Here is a 16,744-nt window from a genome sequence, read left to right as displayed (position 1 = left end):
GCTGATGCCTATTGCCCGTTCGCGAGCTTGGTCGTGTCGAGCTTGGTTACATCAATGGTGTTGTCGATCTTGACGGTCGAGCCGGCCTGCAGCTTGTTCTGGCCCGAAGCGACCACCTGCTGACCCGGGTTGAGTCCCGACAGGATCTCGAGAGCGCCGCCGCGGCGGCGGCCTGTCTTCACGAAGACCTGCTTGACGACCTGAACCTGCTGGCCCGCCCGCTCTTCCTGCTCGACGGTGTAGACGTAATCCCCGTAGAGGCTGGTGATAACCGCCGTCTGTGGCAGGGTCATGACGTCGGGCTGCTCCGGCAGGATCACCTCCACGTGGAGGAACTGGCCGGGGAGGATGGCCCCGTCCTTGTTGTCCTCGATCAGCGCCTGAACGGAGACGAGCCGGGTCGCCGGATCGACGCGCGGATCCTTGCCGATGACGCGCCCCTTGAAGAGCATGTCCGCCTCCGTCACGCCGACGCGGACCTCCTGGCCCAGCGCGATCTCACCGGCCCGCTGCTCGGGCACCGTGAAATCAACCTTCATGGACGACAGGTCCTGGAAGCTCGCCACCGCCGTGCCGGGCTGCAGGTATTGTCCCACATCGATCCGCGGAATGCCCGCGACGCCGCCGAACGGCGCCTTGAGGGCCTTCTGGTCGATGACAGCACGGGTGCGGGCTTCCTGAGCCCGGGCGGTCGCCAGGGAGGCTTCGTTCTGCTCCAGGGTCGCCTCGGCCGTGATGCCACGATTGGCGAGCGCCTTGGACCGGGCGAAATTCGCCTCGGCGAGCTTCACCTGAGCCTGTACATTGGCCAGATCCGCCCGGTCGACCGCATCGTCGAGCTGGACCATAACCTTGCCTTCGGGCACGCGCTCGTTCGGCTTGAAGTTGATTTCCTTCACCACGCCGCCGACCTGCACGGCCAGGTCGACGCCGTTGGCGGCCTTGGCCGTGCCGATGGCGCCGATGGCCGGCGTCCAGGTCTTCGCCTCGACCTTGGCGGCCGAAACCGTCTGCGCCGGCGGCTGCATGGTGGCGAAGAACTGCGTGATCATCTTGTCGCGGAAGAAGTTGAACCAGATCAGGCCTCCGCAGAGACCGACCGCGAGAATGAACACAAGACCGACTACAAGGCGCCGTTTCATAGGCTTCTTCCGAGATTCCGAACCCTATCGACGGGTTCATCTAAGACTAAGGAGGTGCGGCATTAACGGGGCTTTCCCTTGACGCCAATGCCGTGGAACAATTTATATACCGTCTGGACGGTTTAGTCGCAAGTGCGGCAGCGCACAAAACAAGAGTAGTCAATGCTGTTTCCCTGTACCAGAGGCCGTAAGAGTTCCCGAGAAAAAATTCTCGACGCGGCCGCAGAGCTTGTCGGCGAGATCGGGGCCGGCCGGCTGACGCTCGAAGCCGTGGCCGAGAAGGCTGGGCTCAGCAAGGGCGGGCTCCTCTACAACTTCCCGACCAAGGATGCGCTGCTCCAGGGCATGATTCAGCGCCTCATCGATAACGTGGCGGCCGAGAAGGAAGAGATCCGCAAGAGGACGCCCCCCGGGCGGAACCTGGAGGCCCGCCTTTGCACGGCAGCCCTGCTGAAGCTGTGCAGCGGCCAGATGAAGGACACGGCCAACGGGATGCTGGCCGCGACGGCCGAGAACCCGCGCCTTCTCGATCCGCTTCGGGAGGTCATCAGGGAAACCCTGAAGTCATTCAAGGAAACATCGGACGATCTCGATGCGGCTCTCGTGGCCTGGCTTGCCGTCGAGGGTCTCAACAGCTTCGAGATGCACGATCTCAGTCCCTTCTCGACGGAGGATCGCGACCGCATCCTGCAGGCGGTCGACCGCCTGCTCGCCAAAGGCATCGCCGAATAGCAGCCTGCCGTTCAGGCCATCCAGGACGGATCGCTCAAGACCTCGTCCGTATGCTCGCCGAGGCGCGGCGAGGGCCGCTGCGCCGCCATCGGCTCCCCGTTCATCACGATCGGAGAGCGCACGGACGGGATGGCGCCTCCCTGGGCGGCGGGCGAGGGAAGATCGATCCTCATGCCGCGCGCGATCACCTGCGGGTCGGCGAAGACATCGGCCACCGTGTTGATGGGGCCGGCCGGAACGCCCTGCTTCTCGAGCGCCGACAGCAAAGCCTCGCGCGTCGTCTTCACGGTGAGCTCGGTCAAGAGCGGAACCAGCTCGGCCCGGCGCCCGACCCGGCCCGCATTGGACCTGAAGCGCTCGTCCTGGGCCAGTTCCGGCCTGCCCAGCACGGACACGAAGCGGGCGAACTGCCCGTCATTGCCCACCGCGACGATCACATGGCCGTCCGCCACCGGAAAAACCTGGTAGGGCACGATGTTGGGATGGGCATTGCCCATGCGCCGGGGCGACTTGCCGGAGGCCAGATAGTTCATGGCCTGGTTCGCCAGCACGCTCGTCTGCACGTCGAGGAGCGCCATGTCGAGATGCGCCCCCTCCCCCGCCTGGTCGCGCCGGCGAAGGGCGGCCAGAATGCCGACCACCGCATAGACGCCGGTGAAGATGTCCACGTAGGCGACGCCGATCTTCTGCGGCTCGCCGTCGGGATCGCCGGTCAGGTCCATGATCCCGCCCATGCCCTGGATCATGAAGTCGTAGCCGGCGCGGGACGCATAGGGCCCGTCCTGGCCGAAGCCCGTGATCGAGCAATAGACGAGGCGCGGGTTGACCTTTTTCAGGCTCTCGTAGTCGAGGCCGTATTTCTTCAGTCCGCCGACCTTGAAGTTCTCGATCACCACATCGGCATGAGCTGCGAGCTTGCGCACGAGTTCCTGACCCTCGGGCGTCTCGAAATCGGCCGCGATGGAGCGCTTGCCGCGATTGCAGGAATGGAAGTAGGCCGCCGAGAGATCGCCGCCATCGGCCGCCTCCACGAAGGGAGGCCCCCAGCCGCGGGTATCGTCGCCAGCGCCCGGCCGCTCGACCTTCACCACATCGGCGCCGAGATCGGCGAGCAGCTGGCCGACCCAGGGACCGGCGAGGATGCGGGCGAGTTCGAGAACCTTGAGGCCTTCGAGCGGTTTCATGCGGATCAATCCATGATGGTGTCGAGGCCGCGCCGCAGGCCGGTGAAGGAGCCGACGCGTCGGGCGGCGAGCAAGGTGCCGGCCACATAGGGAGCTGCGGACGAGCCCGCATCGTGGCGGATCACGAGGCACTCGTTGTCAGCGCCGAACACGGCCTCGCAAGACAGGACGAAGGACGGCATGCGCAGGGAATGGACCTGCACCGGCTCCTTGGCACCCAGCGCCCCGCCGCGGGTCTCGCGGACGCCGGCCAGCTCGGCGACGGGCTTCGAGGTGGCAGGCTGGCGCGCTTCGCTCAGAAGCTCGGCCAGCTCGCGGGCGGTGCCTGAGGGCGTGTCGGGCTTCTTGGCTGAGGCGTAGTCGATGACCTCCACGTCCGGCACGTAGCGCGCCGCTTCCAGCGCGAAGCGGCGCAGCAGCGTCGCGGTGATCGAGAAATTGCCGGCTGCGAGCACGCCGCGCCCCACCTGCTGCGCCTGCGCGTCGATGTCGGCGTAATCCTCGGCACTCAGGCCCGAGGTGCCGACGACCACGTGCCGTCCCTGTGCCAAGGCCGTGAGGGCATGGGCCTTCACGGCGCCGGGCTTGGTGTAGTCGATCACCACATCGGACGGCGCCTTCAATGCCTCCTCGAGGGAGGCGCTGATCGGAACACCGAGGCGGGAAAGACCCGCGGCCTCGCCGGCATCCTGGCCCGCCGCGCTGCGGCTGATGGCACCTGCCAGCTCCAGATCGTCGGAAGCCGCAATCGCCGCCACGAGGGCCTTGCCGACCCAGCCGGTCGATCCTGCCAGGGTGATCCGAAGAGCCATGGGTGCGCCTTCTTAGAAGAATGCCTGCAGGCCCGTCTGGGCGCGGCCCAGGATAAGGGCATGCACGTCGTGGGTGCCCTCATAGGTGTTCACGGTCTCCAGGTTCTGCGCATGGCGCATCACGTGGTATTCCTCCTGGATGCCGTTGCCGCCATGCATGTCGCGGGCGATGCGGGCGAGCTCCAGGGCCTTGCCGCAATTGTTGCGCTTGACCAGCGAGATCATTTCCGGCGCCACGCGGCCCTCGTCGAAGAGGCGGCCGACGCGCAGGCTGGCGTGGAGACCGAGCGTGATCTCGGTCATCATGTCGGCGAGCTTCTTCTGAACGAGCTGCGTCGCGGCGAGCGGCCGGTCGAACTGCTTGCGGTCGAGGGTGTACTGACGCGCCCGGTGCCAGCAATCCTCGGCAGCGCCCAGGGAGCCCCACGAGATGCCGTAGCGGGCGCGGTTGAGGCAGCCGAAGGGGCCTTTCAGGCCCGACACGTTCGGAAGCAGCGCATCCTCGCCCACCTCGACGTTGTCCATCACGATCTCGCCGGTGATGGAAGCACGAAGCGAAAGCTTGCCGCCGATCTTCGGAGCGGACAGCCCCTTCATGCCCTTTTCCAGCACGAAGCCGCGGATCTGGTTGTCGTGGGCCTCGGACTTCGCCCACACGACGAACACGTCCGCGATGGGAGAGTTGGAGATCCACATCTTGGAGCCGCTGATCCGATAGCCGCCGTCGGTCTTCACCGCGCGGGTCTTCATGCCGGCCGGATCGGAACCCGCATCCGGCTCGGTCAGGCCGAAGCAGCCCACGAACTCGCCGGAGGCAAGCTTGGGCAGGTACTTGCGGCGCTGATCCTCGGAGCCGTAGGCGTAGATCGGGTACATGACCAGCGATGACTGCACGCTCATCATCGAGCGGTAGCCGGAATCGACTCGCTCCACCTCGCGGGCCACGAGGCCGTAGGCCACATAGGAAGCACCGGCGCAGCCGTAATCCTCCGGCAGGGTCACGCCGAGGAGGCCGAGCTCGCCCATCTCGTTGAAGATGGCCCGGTCGGTCTTCTCCTCGCGATAAGCCTCGATCACTCGGGGCAGGAGCTTGTCCTGTGCATAGGCACGGGCCGTGTCGCGGATCATGCGCTCGTCGTCGGTCAGAAGCTCATCGAGGAGCAGCGGATCCTCCCACTTGAGCTTCGCGAGTTCCTGTTGAGCACCGGCCATGATGATCATCCTTCCCATACGAGGAGTGCGGGGGCTGGCGTCAGGCCAGCCAAACCCATTGAATTTGAGTGGCAAAATCGCCCTGGACAGGCCAAAAGTAAATCGACATCTTCGCAGCAGGTTATTCTCAATCGGAATGAACGGGTGTTTCGTCGCGGCTTCCTGCCCAATGTGGGCAATCTCTTGGCCTTCGAGGCCACGGCCCGCCATGGCAGCGTGTCGCGCGCGGCCGAGGAGCTGAACCTGACGCAGAGCGCCGTCTCGCGCCAGATTCAGCAGCTGGAGGAATCGCTGGGCGTTTTCCTGTTCAGCCGCTCCCGGCAGCGGGTGGTGCTCACGGATGTGGGGCGCCTGTATGCATCTCAGGTGCGCAGCACCCTGTCCGAGCTGTCCGACGCCACCTATCAGGCCATTGCGTTGTCCGGCACGACCGGCGTGCTCAACCTCGCAACCCTGCCGACCTTCGGCACCCGCTGGCTCATTCCGCGCATTCCCGGCTTCTTCGCCCAGCATCCGGGGGCGATGGTGAACTTCGGCGTGCGGCTCGTGCCCTTCGACTTTGCCGCCGAGCCCTTCGACGCCGCCATTCATTTCGGTGAGCCGCACTGGCCCGGAGCCGTGTGCGAGTTGCTGCGGACGGAGGAGGCGGTGCCCGTCTGCAGCCCGGCCTACCGGGAGCGCGAGGACCTGCGCTCGCCGCAGGACCTGGCACGGGCCACGCTGCTGCAGCAGAGCACGCGCCCCACCGCCTGGGCGGAGTGGTTCGCCAGCGTCGGCGTGGAGGCGAGCAATCCATTGCGCGGCCCGCGCTTCGAGCAGTTCGCCATGGTGGCCCAGGCGGCTGCAGCGGGCCTGGGCGCCGCCCTCATTCCGCATTTCCTCATCGCAGACGAACTGGCTTCAGGCCGCCTGGAAATCCTTTTTCCGAACAGCCTCGTCAGCGGCGGCGCCTATTATCTCGTCTATCCGGAGCACAAGGCGGAGACGCCGCTGCTGCGCTCCTTCCGCGACTGGATCCTGGACCAGATTCGTCAGGGATAGACCCGCCTCGGCTTCATCGTGCGGAAGCTCAAGGTGAGCGCCACGAGGGCGCAGGCGAAGATGGCGCTCACCATCGAGACGGGCGTGCCGTCATAGAAGGCGCTGACCAGCGCAATGATCACGGCACCCGTGCTGAGCTGGAGGGTGCCCATGAGCGCCGAGGCCGTGCCGGCCACGGGGCCGTGCTCCTCGAGGGCCAGCACCGCCGTGGAAGGAATCACGAATCCGAGGCAGCCGAAGGACACGAAGAGAAGCCCCCACAGGACGAAGACACTGTCGACGCCGAGCATCGTCAGCAGGAAGAGCAGCGTCACGAGGCTGGCAAAGCAGGAGATCGCGATGCGCACGACCCGCTCGGCGCCGAAGCGGCGCATGAACGTGCTGTTGAACTGAGCGCTCCCGATGAACGCGATGGCGTTCGACGCGAAGATCATGCTGTAGGCAGACGGCGTCATGCCGAAATGCTCGATAAAGATGACCGAGGAACCGGCGAGGTACGCAAAGAAGCTCGCCTGGCTGAAGCCGCCGATGAAGGCAAGACCGAGGAAGCGCCGATCCTTCAAGAGGCTTCCATAGGTCCGGAAGGCCTGGGCGATGCCTCCTCTGCCCTGATCGGGCTTGTGGGTTTCGGGCAGGAGGAAGAGCACGACGGCAAGGCCGCCAAGTCCGATGAGGGCAATGGCCCAGAAGATCACGCGCCAGCTGAAGAACGCAGTCAACGCACTGCCGGCCAGCGGCGCCAGGATCGGGGAGACGCTGAAGACCAGCATGCTGGTCGCCATCAGGCGGGCCGCCTCATGGCCGGTGTGGAGATCGCGGATGATCGCCCGGGGAATCACCATGGTCGCGCAGGAGCCGACGCCCTGCAGGAAGCGAAACGCGATCAGGGTCTCGACGTTGGGGGCGAAGCTGCAGCCGATGCCCGCCAGCACGAACAACCCCAGGCCGAAATAAAGCGGCGGCTTGCGTCCGAACCGGTCCGAGAGCGGTCCATAGGCGATCTGGCACAGGGCCACCGCCAGGAAGAAGCTCATCAGGCTCATCTGCACGCCGCTCACATCGACCTGGAAATCCCGGGCGATCGCCGGGAAGGCGGGCAGGTACATGTCGATGGCAAACGGTCCGACGGCGGAGAGCATGCCGAGGATCAGCGCGTTGCGCAAAAAGGCGGATTTCATCGGAGAGGCTTTCTTGAAGCCCGGCCTGCCCGCTTCACCGGACGGGCCAAGCACTGTCATCAGGAAATCCTGGTGGCCTTCCTGAGCCAATCGTTCCTGCGAACGATGTGCCGTTTGTATGCCGTCCGGCGGCGAGGTCAAGGCGAAGCCCATCAGGAACGGATAAAAGTCCGCGCCCTTGGTGTCGCTTACTTTTCGTTAACCATGAATGGTCATAGCTGATGGGACATCCAGCTGAATGGGCCCATCCGCTCCAGGGCACGTCCCTCCGGCGAGCCAGCCTGCCTCGGCTGGCCGGCTGGCCACCAGAGTTCCTACGCTCCTCATGATCGCTTCGCTGCACAGGAATCAGATGCCCTTCGGCGCCGCAGCGCCCGAAGCCGGCAGCGGCCATCGGCAGGCGGGCGGTCTGGGCCCGTTCCTGAAGCTGCTCGCCGCTGTCGCTCTGATGAGCGTTGCCGCATGCGCAGGCCGTTCGGATCTCGGCTACGCGACCCTGACCACCGAGGTCCCGGCAACCCGCGCGATCGTCGTCCCTCCCCCGGGAGGCCCCTCCATCGTGGCCGTTCTGCAGCGCCTTTATCAGAACGGGATCGCCCAGGAGATCGCCCTGTCGACGGCCTCGCGCACGAGCGGCCAGAATGCCTTCTACGTGAGCCTGCTCAACAACACCGCGAGCAACATGGAGATCCCGGAGACGCTCTCCCTGCCCCCTCTCACACCGGACCGGATCGAACGGGAGATGGAGGAGCGGATCCCCGGGGTCGCGATGCAGACGTCCCTCGTCTACGTCCAGAACAAGTTCGGCCCCTTCGGATTCGCCACCGGGCGCTCCCCGCAGGGTGACCTTTGCCTTTATGCCTGGCAGCGGATCGAACCCGAAGAGCCCGCCATTCTGGTTCCGGGCGGGGCGATTTCGGTCCGCCTGCGCCTGTGCGGTGCCGATGCGAGCATCGATCAGCTCCTGCGGATCATGTACGGCTACACGATCTCGGCCTATTACCGCCAGGAATCCTGGAATCCCTACGGCGATCCGCCGTCGCCGCCCGCCGGCTTCGGGCAGACCGATGCGCCCATGTATCCGCTGGGCCTCGACAGGAGGGAGGACGCCACCGTGATCCGCCGACGCGTCCTGCCGTCGGAAAGCCATCGCGCGGTTGTGCCCGACGAGCCGTCGGGCCGCGTCATCGACAAGGACACGGTCCTCCCTCCCGTTCCGGCCCCGACCGTGCCGCAGACGACATCGCCGCTGGGCGGCTATCCTGTGGTGCCGCCTCCCCCGACCCAGTAAAGCCAAGTCTAGTCTATTTAATGTAATAACATTGTATATCGGTTTATTTACCGATGTGACAATAGGCCTAAGCAACGATAGAGATATATTAATAGACCTGCCTGCAGTGTTGAATTAAGCGTGCACTCTCTCACGCGAACACTCAGGCCGAGAATCCCGACAAATGCGAGCAGGTCTTATCGTGGCCCTTTGGGCAGTGGCGGCGATCCTGATTGTCTCGCTTGTCGTTCTTCCCATCAGCCTTCAGGCGCATCTGGTTGCAGGCCTCACCGTCGTGGCCTGCATGATCATCATCAAGTTCTTCCGGGCTCAGGGCATCTGGCGTCAGATCGCCCTGGCGCTGGGCACCGCCATCGTCCTGCGCTACGTCTTCTGGCGGACCACCAGCACCATCCCGCCGATCACGGAACTGGCGAACTTCATCCCCGGCTTCCTGCTGTATCTGGCCGAGATGTACAGCGTCATGATGCTGTTCCTGAGCCTCTTCGTCGTCTCCAGCCCGATGCCCTCGCGCAAGGCGCCCCAGATCGACCCGCACAACCTGCCGACCGTCGATGTCTTCGTCCCGAGCTACAACGAGAGCGCGGAACTGCTGGCAACCACCCTTGCCGCAGCCAAGGCGCTCACCTACCCGGACGACAAGCTGACGGTCTGGCTCCTGGACGATGGCGGCACGGATGAGAAATGCAGCTCCCAGAATGCCATCGCGGCCCAGCAGGCCCGGGAGCGCCGCGCGGAGCTGCAGGCCCTGTGCGCCGCGCTCGATGTCCGCTACCTGACCCGCGCCCGCAACCTGCACGCCAAGGCCGGCAATCTCAACAACGGCCTCGAGCACTCCACGGGCGATCTGGTCGCCGTCTTCGACGCCGACCACGCCCCGGCCCGGAACTTTCTGGCCGAGACCGTCGGCTACTTCACGGCGGACAAGAATCTGTTTCTCGTCCAGACGCCCCATTTCTTCATCAATCCCGATCCGCTCGAGCGGAACCTCGGCACGTTTCAGACCATGCCGTCGGAGAACGAGATGTTCTACGGGGTCATCCAGCGTGGCCTTGACAAGTGGGATGCGTCGTTCTTCTGCGGCTCGGCCGCCGTGCTCCGGCGCGAGGCGCTTCAGGAGACCAACGGCTTCAGCGGGGTCAGCATCACGGAAGACTGCGAGACCGCCCTCGAGCTCCATTCCCGTGGCTGGAAGAGCGCCTATGTGGACAAGCCCCTGATTGCGGGCCTGCAGCCGGACAGCTTCGCCAGCTTCATCGGCCAGCGCTCGCGCTGGGCGCAGGGCATGATGCAGATCCTCCGCTACAAGTTCCCGCCCTTCAAGCGCGGGCTGAAGCTGTCGCAGCGCCTGTGCTACATGTCGAGCAGCATGTTCTGGCTGTTCCCGTTCTCGCGGTTCTGCTTTCTCGTTTCGCCGCTCTGCTATCTCTTCTTCTCGCTGGAGATCTTCACCGCATCCGGAGGCGAGTTCTTCGCCTACACGTTCACCTACATGATGGTGAACTTCATGATGCAGAACTATCTCTATGGCCGCTATCGCTGGCCGTGGATTTCGGATCTCTACGAATATGTCCAGACGATCTATCTTCTGCCCGCCGTGCTGTCGGTGATCGCCAATCCGAGCAAGCCCACCTTCAAGGTCACGTCGAAGAACGAGACCATGGACGAGAGCCGAGTCTCGGAATTGGGAACCCCCTACTTCATCATCTTCGGCATCCTTCTCCTCGGCGTCGTGGCCACGGGCGTGCGGGTCTGGGCGGAGCCCTACAAGGCGGACCTGACCCTCGTCACGGGTGCCTGGAACATCCTCAACCTGGTCATCGCGGGCTGTGCGCTGGGCGTCGTGTCGGAGCGCGCGACGCGCCGCCAGAGCCACCGGGTCCGCGTCGAGCGCCCCTGTCGCTTTGTCATGGGCGACGAGATCATCGATGCCGTGCTGCGGGACGTATCGGTCGGCGGCGCGAGGCTTCACGTGCCTCCCTCGGTCGAGCCGAGCCTGAAGAAGGGAGCCTCAGGCACCCTCGAGTTCCAGCCTTTCGCCAACCTCCCCATCCAGCATCTGCCGGTGGAGATCCGCAAGGTCGGCATGGACGACGACGGGCTGCTGCTGGGGTGCCGCTTCATGATCGAGAAGGCCGAGCACCGGAAGATGATCGCGGACCTCGTCTTCGCCAATGCGGATCAGTGGAGCGAATTCCAGAAGAACCGGCACTACGACATCGGCGTGCTGCGCGGAACGCTCTGGTTCTTCATGGTGGCGTTCTATCAGACCGGCCGGGGCCTCTCCTATTTCCTGGGCCTGCAGCGGATCGGCCGATCCTCCCCTCCGGCTCCATCTGTCGCCGCAGCCGTCAAGTAGAGGTGTGTCGTGCGCCCCGTTCTGATCCTCTTCCTGCTGGGGCTGCAAGCGATCGGCGCACCGGGCGCGCTCGCCCAGGCGACGCCGTTCAACATGGCGCCCGGCGGCTCCAACGCGCCACAGGCAGGCCCCGCGCCTGCGCCAAGTCAGGCCGCACCCTTCGACATGCGCCAGCCCGGCTCGCCGCCTGCTGCTGTACCGGCCCCACGCCCGGCAGATCCGCAGCCGGCGCCGCCAGCCGGCACAGCCGCGCCTTTCAGCATGGGACCGCGCAATGCGGCTCCCGCGGCAGGTGCCGTTGGCAATGTTCCTCCGCCCGTTCGTGCGCCGGTCGCCGCCAATGCTCCGGCGGCGCGCAGCGTTGCGCGCATCGAGCGGCCGATCCTGCCCTTCGAGACGCTCCGTTTCGAGGGTGAAACAGACGCCAGAGCCTGGACCTTCCATCTCACGCAGGACGAAGCCGCGAGCGGCGCCACCTTCGCGATGGGATACAAGAACGCGGTCGTGGCCATGCCCGAGGGCTCCCGCCTGAGGATCGCGATCAACGGGGAATCCGTTCTCGACACGCCGATCTCCTCGGCAAACGACATCAGACGCGTGACGGCTTCGATCCGCCCCGGCCTCCTGCGCGCGGGGCAGAACATCATCCGCATGGAAGCCCTTCAGCGCCATCGGACGGACTGCACCATTGCGGCGACCTACGAGCTCTGGACCGATGTGGATTCGGCCTCCACGCGCCTGATCTTTGCCGAGGGAGCGACCAAGACCCTTCGCGGCCTGGACGATCTGCCGGCCGTCGGCGTCGACAACGCGGGTGTCACGACGATCCGGGTGGTTGCTCCCAAGATCTACCGCCCCGAGATGCGGGACCGGCTGCTGCGTCTCGTGCAGGCGATTGCCCTGCGCGGACGCTATGCCCATCCCGTGATCCAGGTCATGGAATCCGATCCGGGCCCCTCGCCGGTCGGAACGATCAAGGTCGCCATGGGCCTGGCCGGCGAGCTGCGCGGCCTCGTGACCGGCATTTCCGACGCGGCTTCCGTGCAGCCCCTGACCATGATGATGCAGGAGCCGGGCTCCATCGGCTCGACTCTGGTGGTCGCAGGCCCCACCTGGCAGGATCTCGACACGGCGATCGGGATCGTCAGGGCTCAGTCCGTCAATCCTCTCAGTGTCGAGCGCGGGATGATCGATACGGCCTCCTGGCACTGGCCCGAGGTTCCGACGGCGTTCGGCGACCAGTCCTTCCGCTTCGCGGACCTGGGCGTGCCGACGCAGGAGTTTTCCGGTCGACGCCTGAAAGCCGATCTCGCCATCAATCTCCCGTCGGACTTCTATGCCACCGAGTACGGAGAAGCGATCCTGCATCTCGATGCGGCCTATACGTCGGCGGTCCGGCCCGGCAGCCATGTGAACGTGTTCGTCAACGGCATGATCAGCACGCAGATGACGATCACCACGCAGGGCGACATCGTCCGGCGGCATAGTGTGCGGGTCCCGCTCAAGAACTTCAGATCGGGGCTCAACCGCATCACCCTCGAGGCAGCCCTGATGACGGATGCGGACCAGCGCTGCGCACCGGGCGAAACCCTCTCCGAGACGAATCGCTTCGTGCTGTTCGACACCACCACAATCGAGTTTCCGAAGTTCGGCCGGATCGGCCGCCTGCCCGATCTCGCGGTTCTCGGGGCCGGCCGCCTCTCGGATGAGGACCTGCCCACCACCGTCGTCCTCGCGCGGCCCGACCCGCTGAACCTGTCCGCCGCCGGAACCCTGCTGGCCCGCATGGCGCGCAGCGCCGGCCGGCCGGTGCGGGCGCAGTTCGCCAATGCGGCCTCCGCCGACACCGAATCCGTTCTGTTCATCGGCGCCGTCGACCAGATCCCTCCCGGCATGCTCAGCCGCGTGAGGGTGACGGAGCACCTGCGCATGCTCTGGCCCTCGACGCCGGTTGCCGGCAGCAAGGGAGCGGCACAGACGGCAAGCGCGGATTTCACCATGCCGCTGAGCCAAGCGTCTTCCGAACAGATCACGACGGCATCCACAGACGAGGTCCGTCGGCGCTGGTCCGACACGTTCCAGCGCCGCGGCGTCATTCAGCAGACGGTCGGCGCCGTGCAGGACTGGCTGGAGAAGACCTTCAGCCTGTCCCTCTCGTCATTGCGGCTGGAAGAGCACACCGATGCACCTTACGAACCGCCGCAGCGCGCCTCCCTGCTCATGGCGCAGAGCCGAACGGAAGACTCAGGCGTCTGGACGCTCGTGACGGCCCGCACGGACCGCGCTCTGGCGGACGAAATGGCCCGCCTGGCCAACCCCCTGCTCTGGTCGCAGGTCTCGGGACGGGCCATCGCCCTGGAGCCCCGGGAGATGAAGCTGCAGGTCGAGCCCATCAGCGATTTCCGCTTCGTGCAGACCCAGCCGCTTTCGCTGACGAATCTTCGCCTCGTGGCGGCGAACTGGATGTCCGCCAACATCCTCCAGTATGCGCTCGTCATGCTGGCATGCTGCACGTTCCTCGGCGTCGCCACCGCCCTGCTCCTGAGCCGGCTGGGACGACGCTCATGACGTTCCGGGTGTCTCGCCGCGCATTGCTCCTGCCATGGCTCATTGCCATGCTCTCCTTCGTCATGGTGATGAGCGCATCGTCCCAAAATCTCTCCGTGCAGCCGCTGAAGATCGCGGGAACCGTCTCGTCGGCCGATTGGGAGGCCTACCGCTCCCGGTTCGTCGAGGACAGCGGCCGTGTGGTCGACACCGCCAACGGCAACATCAGCCATAGCGAGGGGCAGGGATACGGCCTGCTTCTGGCTCTTGCAGCCTCCGACCGGCGCTCCTTCGAGCAGATCTGGAACTTCACCTTCACCGAACTCCTCATCCGGGACGACGGCCTGGCGGTGTGGAAATGGGATCCCGAGGCAAAGCCCCGGGTGACGGATCGCAACAACGCCACGGATGGCGATCTTCTCATCGCCTATGCGCTGGCCAAGGCCGGGGAGTTCTGGCAGGAGCCCCGCTATACCGCTGCCGCCCGGAAGCTCGCCAAGGCCATCGGCAAGAACACTTTTGGGCACAGCGGACGCTCGCGCGTTCTTCTGCCCGGCGCCAACGGCTTCGGCGCCGGGGACCGTCCCGACGGTCCGGTGGTCAACCTCTCCTACTGGGTCTTCGAGGCCTTTCCGGTGATGGCGGCGCTGGCGCCGGAATACGAATGGAACCGCGTCTGGCGCGACGGGGTCCTGCTTCTTCAGCAGGCAGCCTCGGGCCGCGTGAGGCTCCCGGCGGACTGGCTCTCCCTCCAGAGCGGATTGCAGCCCAAGCCCGCGGACGGCTTCCCGCCCGAGTTCGGTTACAACTCCTTAAGGATACCGCTTTACCTGTTGAGGGCAGGGATGACTGATTTGGAGTGGCTCAGGGCTCTCAAGCAGCGCTGGTCTGCGGAGAACGAAGGGGTTGCCGTGGTCAACGTGGTGACCGGACAGGCTCGGGAACAGCTGGCGGACCAGGGCTATGCCATGCTCCACGCCGCGCTGGCCTGTGCGCTCGACGGAACGCCCGTTCCGGCAGCGCTGAGAACCTTTGAGCTGAGCCTCTACTATCCGTCGACCCTTTATCTTTTGGCGAAATCCCTGCTGGGTGAGAAATATCCGCAATGCGTCTCGTCGGCAGCGCCATAACGACTGCGGTCCTGATCCTGGGATTTGCAGCGATCGCGCAGCAGACCGGCCCCGGCGGCTCCCAGCCGCCCGCCGGACCGCCGCCGTCCGAGTCACCCCCCGCCAACGGATCCCAGCCGCAGGTCGATGAATCGGCGCTTCGCTATTTCGCATCCCAGGGCGATACCCGCCGGGTGAATGCGGAGATCGCCCGGCTCCGCGCACTTTATCCCAACTGGACTCCGCCCAGCGATCTGTCGCAGCTCTCGGCCGGCGCCGCCGCGCCGCCCGATCCGATCATCGAGCGCCTGTGGAACCTCTATCGGGAGGACCGGATCGCGGAGGTCCGCGCGGCCATCGCCGAGCGCCAAGCGTCCGATTCGAACTGGAAGCCGCCTGAGGAACTGGTCGCGGCGCTCGAGACGGTGGAGGCGCGCCGCCGTCTGGTCAACGCCTCCGATTCCGGCCAATGGCAAACCGTGCTGTCGGTGGCGACCGAGGCACCCGGCCTCCTCACCTGCACGAATGTGGATGTGCTCTGGCGCGTGGCGGAGGCCTTCGCCCGGACGGATCAGCCCACCCGGACCCGGGATGTCTACACCTATCTCCTGACGAACTGCGCCAACCCGGCCGAACGCCTCGCGACTCTGCAGAAGGCGCTCACGCTCCTACCCGAGCAGCAGGTCGCCGATCTGCTCCAGTTTGAGCGCCGGACCGGCGACGCCCCGGACGATTTCGGCTCCATCCGCGACGAGCTGGCGCGCCGCCGGGTCGAGCGGGCGTCTCTCGACAGCAAGATGACCGCATCGGCGGAAGATCTTGCGGCGGTCGAGCGGCTGATCCGGAACACGAACGAGGCCGGCCCCGTGCTGATCCTCGGCTGGTACAACTACCACCACGGCAATCCGGCACGGGCGCTCGAGCTGTTCAAGACCGCCCTCGACCGCGACGGCGGCGCCAAGGCGGCGGAAGGCTACGCCATGTCCTTGAGGGCGCTCGAACGGCTCACGGAGGCCGAGGCCTTCGCCTATGAGTGGCGCGAGCGCGCGCCCGAGAACATGAAGGTCTACCTGGACATCGCCACGGCGCTCCTCAGCCAGGATCCGCCGCCGCGGCTCGAAGCCCGGGTGGTCGCCCGGATCGTGCCTGTCGTGACGGCGCAGCGCTTCGCCGACGCCGCCCAGGCGCTCGGCTGGTATTCCTACAACACGCAGCAGATCCGCACCGCGAGGGACTGGTTCCGCACGGCCCTCAACTGGAAGCCCGAGGACGAACCCTCGGCCTATGGCCTTGCCCTGTCGACGCAGCGCCTGAACGAGCGCGCGGCGTTCAACGCCATCGTGGCGCAATGGCGGGAGCGCTCCCAGCGCATCGCCGATCTGGCGGATGCAGCCAATCCTCGTTCTGGGCGGCGCTCCGCTCCGGTTCAGCCTCGGGCCGAGATGGAGGCCGCCCCCCGCCAGGCCGCCATCGAGATCGAACAGCCCCTCGTGCGCACCGAGGAAGCCGTGCGGCGCCGGCAGTCCGAGGCCCGCTCCGTCCTGGGACGCAGCTGCGCCATGACGCGCAATCCCGCAGGCCTCTCGGGCGATGCGGCCCTCACCCGCGGCTGGTGCCTGATGGAGATCAACCGGCCCCTGGAGGCCGTTGCGGCCTTCGACCGGGCGATTGCCACCGGCAGCGGCCGTGTCCGCGAAGAGGCGGCCTACGGCAAGTCCCTGGCCTACCTGCGCAAGAACCTGACCTCCGAGGCCGCCGTCGCGGCTGCCGAGGCGCCGCAGACCCGGTCGCGCCAGGTGGAGCTCGGGGCATCGATCCTGACGCAGCGGGCGCTGGCGGCGTATCGCGACAAGCGCTACGTGGAAACCCTTCTGGCCCTGAGCGAGCGGGCCCGGCTGGTGCCGGAGCAGAACGATCTGCTGCTGATTCGCGGCTGGTCCTACTTCAATCTCGGCCGCTACAAGGATGCCGAGCGGGTGTTCCGGGCGGTCCAGCAGACCGGTTATTCGGAGGAGGCCGGCGTCGGCCTGAACGCCATCCGCGAGGCCACCGACCAGGCGTCCCCGTAGCCGGCGGCGCGGTTGCCCGAGGCGGCCCGGTGCCTATCTAATGCTCTCCAAACCTTGATCCCTTCCTC

12 protein-coding genes are annotated in these 16,744 nt (G+C 66.0%); 7 read left to right on the top strand and 5 right to left on the bottom strand.

Annotation, left to right across the window (positions count from 1 at the left end):
* Positions 1-8 precede the first annotated feature (8 nt).
* The gene (locus JAO75_RS07765) at positions 9-1,142 is read right to left on the bottom strand and encodes an efflux RND transporter periplasmic adaptor subunit (RefSeq protein ID WP_199048041.1); all 1,134 of its coding nucleotides are present in this window, start codon (positions 1,140-1,142) and stop codon (positions 9-11) included.
* Between the two features lie 162 nt (positions 1,143-1,304).
* Here JAO75_RS07765 and JAO75_RS07760 point away from each other — a divergent pair, with 162 nt between their 5' ends.
* Positions 1,305-1,874: a TetR/AcrR family transcriptional regulator gene (locus tag JAO75_RS07760; RefSeq protein WP_199048039.1), complete on the top strand. Its 570-nt coding sequence runs from the start codon at positions 1,305-1,307 to the stop codon at positions 1,872-1,874.
* A gap of 11 nt (positions 1,875-1,885) precedes the next feature.
* Here the strand turns inward: JAO75_RS07760 and JAO75_RS07755 are convergent, their stop codons facing one another.
* From JAO75_RS07755 to JAO75_RS07745, 3 genes are read right to left on the bottom strand one after another with little or no spacing between them, the layout of a single operon-like run.
* Positions 1,886-3,058 (bottom strand): CaiB/BaiF CoA transferase family protein, encoded by a 1,173-nt coding sequence (locus JAO75_RS07755; RefSeq protein WP_199048037.1) that lies wholly within the window; start codon positions 3,056-3,058, stop codon positions 1,886-1,888.
* A 5-nt stretch (positions 3,059-3,063) separates the two neighbouring features.
* Positions 3,064-3,870: a 4-hydroxy-tetrahydrodipicolinate reductase gene (dapB, locus tag JAO75_RS07750; RefSeq protein WP_199048036.1), complete on the bottom strand. Its 807-nt coding sequence runs from the start codon at positions 3,868-3,870 to the stop codon at positions 3,064-3,066.
* Between the two features lie 12 nt (positions 3,871-3,882).
* Entirely contained in the window at positions 3,883-5,082 is a 1,200-nt protein-coding gene (locus JAO75_RS07745) for an acyl-CoA dehydrogenase (protein WP_199048035.1), read from the bottom strand.
* Positions 5,083-5,226: 144 nt separating this feature from the next.
* On the opposite strand from JAO75_RS07745, the gene JAO75_RS07740 reads away from it, so the two are divergent.
* Positions 5,227-6,123 (top strand): LysR substrate-binding domain-containing protein, encoded by an 897-nt coding sequence (locus JAO75_RS07740; RefSeq protein WP_199048034.1) that lies wholly within the window; start codon positions 5,227-5,229, stop codon positions 6,121-6,123.
* On the opposite strand, the gene JAO75_RS07735 is transcribed toward JAO75_RS07740, so the two are convergent.
* A complete protein-coding gene (locus JAO75_RS07735; protein ID WP_425523163.1) occupies positions 6,114-7,361 on the bottom strand; it encodes a multidrug effflux MFS transporter in 1,248 nt (415 codons plus the stop codon). The two genes, JAO75_RS07740 and JAO75_RS07735, sit on opposite strands and share 10 nt — an antisense overlap.
* Before the next feature lie 292 nt (positions 7,362-7,653).
* On the opposite strand from JAO75_RS07735, the gene bcsN reads away from it, so the two are divergent.
* The 5 genes from bcsN to JAO75_RS07710 all read left to right on the top strand — a co-directional run bounded on the left by bcsN (position 7,654) and on the right by JAO75_RS07710 (position 16,676).
* A complete protein-coding gene (gene bcsN / locus JAO75_RS07730) occupies positions 7,654-8,592 on the top strand; it encodes a cellulose biosynthesis protein BcsN (RefSeq protein WP_199048033.1) in 939 nt (312 codons plus the stop codon).
* Between the two features lie 163 nt (positions 8,593-8,755).
* The gene (gene bcsA / locus JAO75_RS07725) at positions 8,756-10,951 is read left to right on the top strand and encodes a UDP-forming cellulose synthase catalytic subunit (RefSeq protein WP_199048032.1); all 2,196 of its coding nucleotides are present in this window, start codon (positions 8,756-8,758) and stop codon (positions 10,949-10,951) included.
* Between the two features lie 9 nt (positions 10,952-10,960).
* Positions 10,961-13,519, top strand: a complete 2,559-nt coding sequence (locus JAO75_RS07720) for a cellulose biosynthesis cyclic di-GMP-binding regulatory protein BcsB (RefSeq protein ID WP_199048031.1) — start codon at positions 10,961-10,963, stop codon at positions 13,517-13,519.
* Positions 13,516-14,628, top strand: a complete 1,113-nt coding sequence (locus JAO75_RS07715) for a family 8 glycosyl hydrolase (RefSeq protein ID WP_199048023.1) — start codon at positions 13,516-13,518, stop codon at positions 14,626-14,628. Before JAO75_RS07720 ends, JAO75_RS07715 begins: the two co-directional genes overlap by 4 nt.
* Positions 14,604-16,676: a tetratricopeptide repeat protein gene (locus tag JAO75_RS07710; protein ID WP_199048021.1), complete on the top strand. Its 2,073-nt coding sequence runs from the start codon at positions 14,604-14,606 to the stop codon at positions 16,674-16,676. The genes JAO75_RS07715 and JAO75_RS07710 overlap by 25 nt, the downstream gene beginning before the upstream one ends.
* The last annotated feature ends 68 nt before the right edge of the window (positions 16,677-16,744 follow it).

It is taken from the genome of Microvirga splendida, from assembly GCF_016427565.1.
Taxonomy (GTDB): domain Bacteria; phylum Pseudomonadota; class Alphaproteobacteria; order Rhizobiales; family Beijerinckiaceae; genus Microvirga; species Microvirga splendida.
The sequence above is the reverse complement of the archived record's forward strand: the minus strand, read 5'-3'. Positions and strand labels throughout refer to the sequence as shown.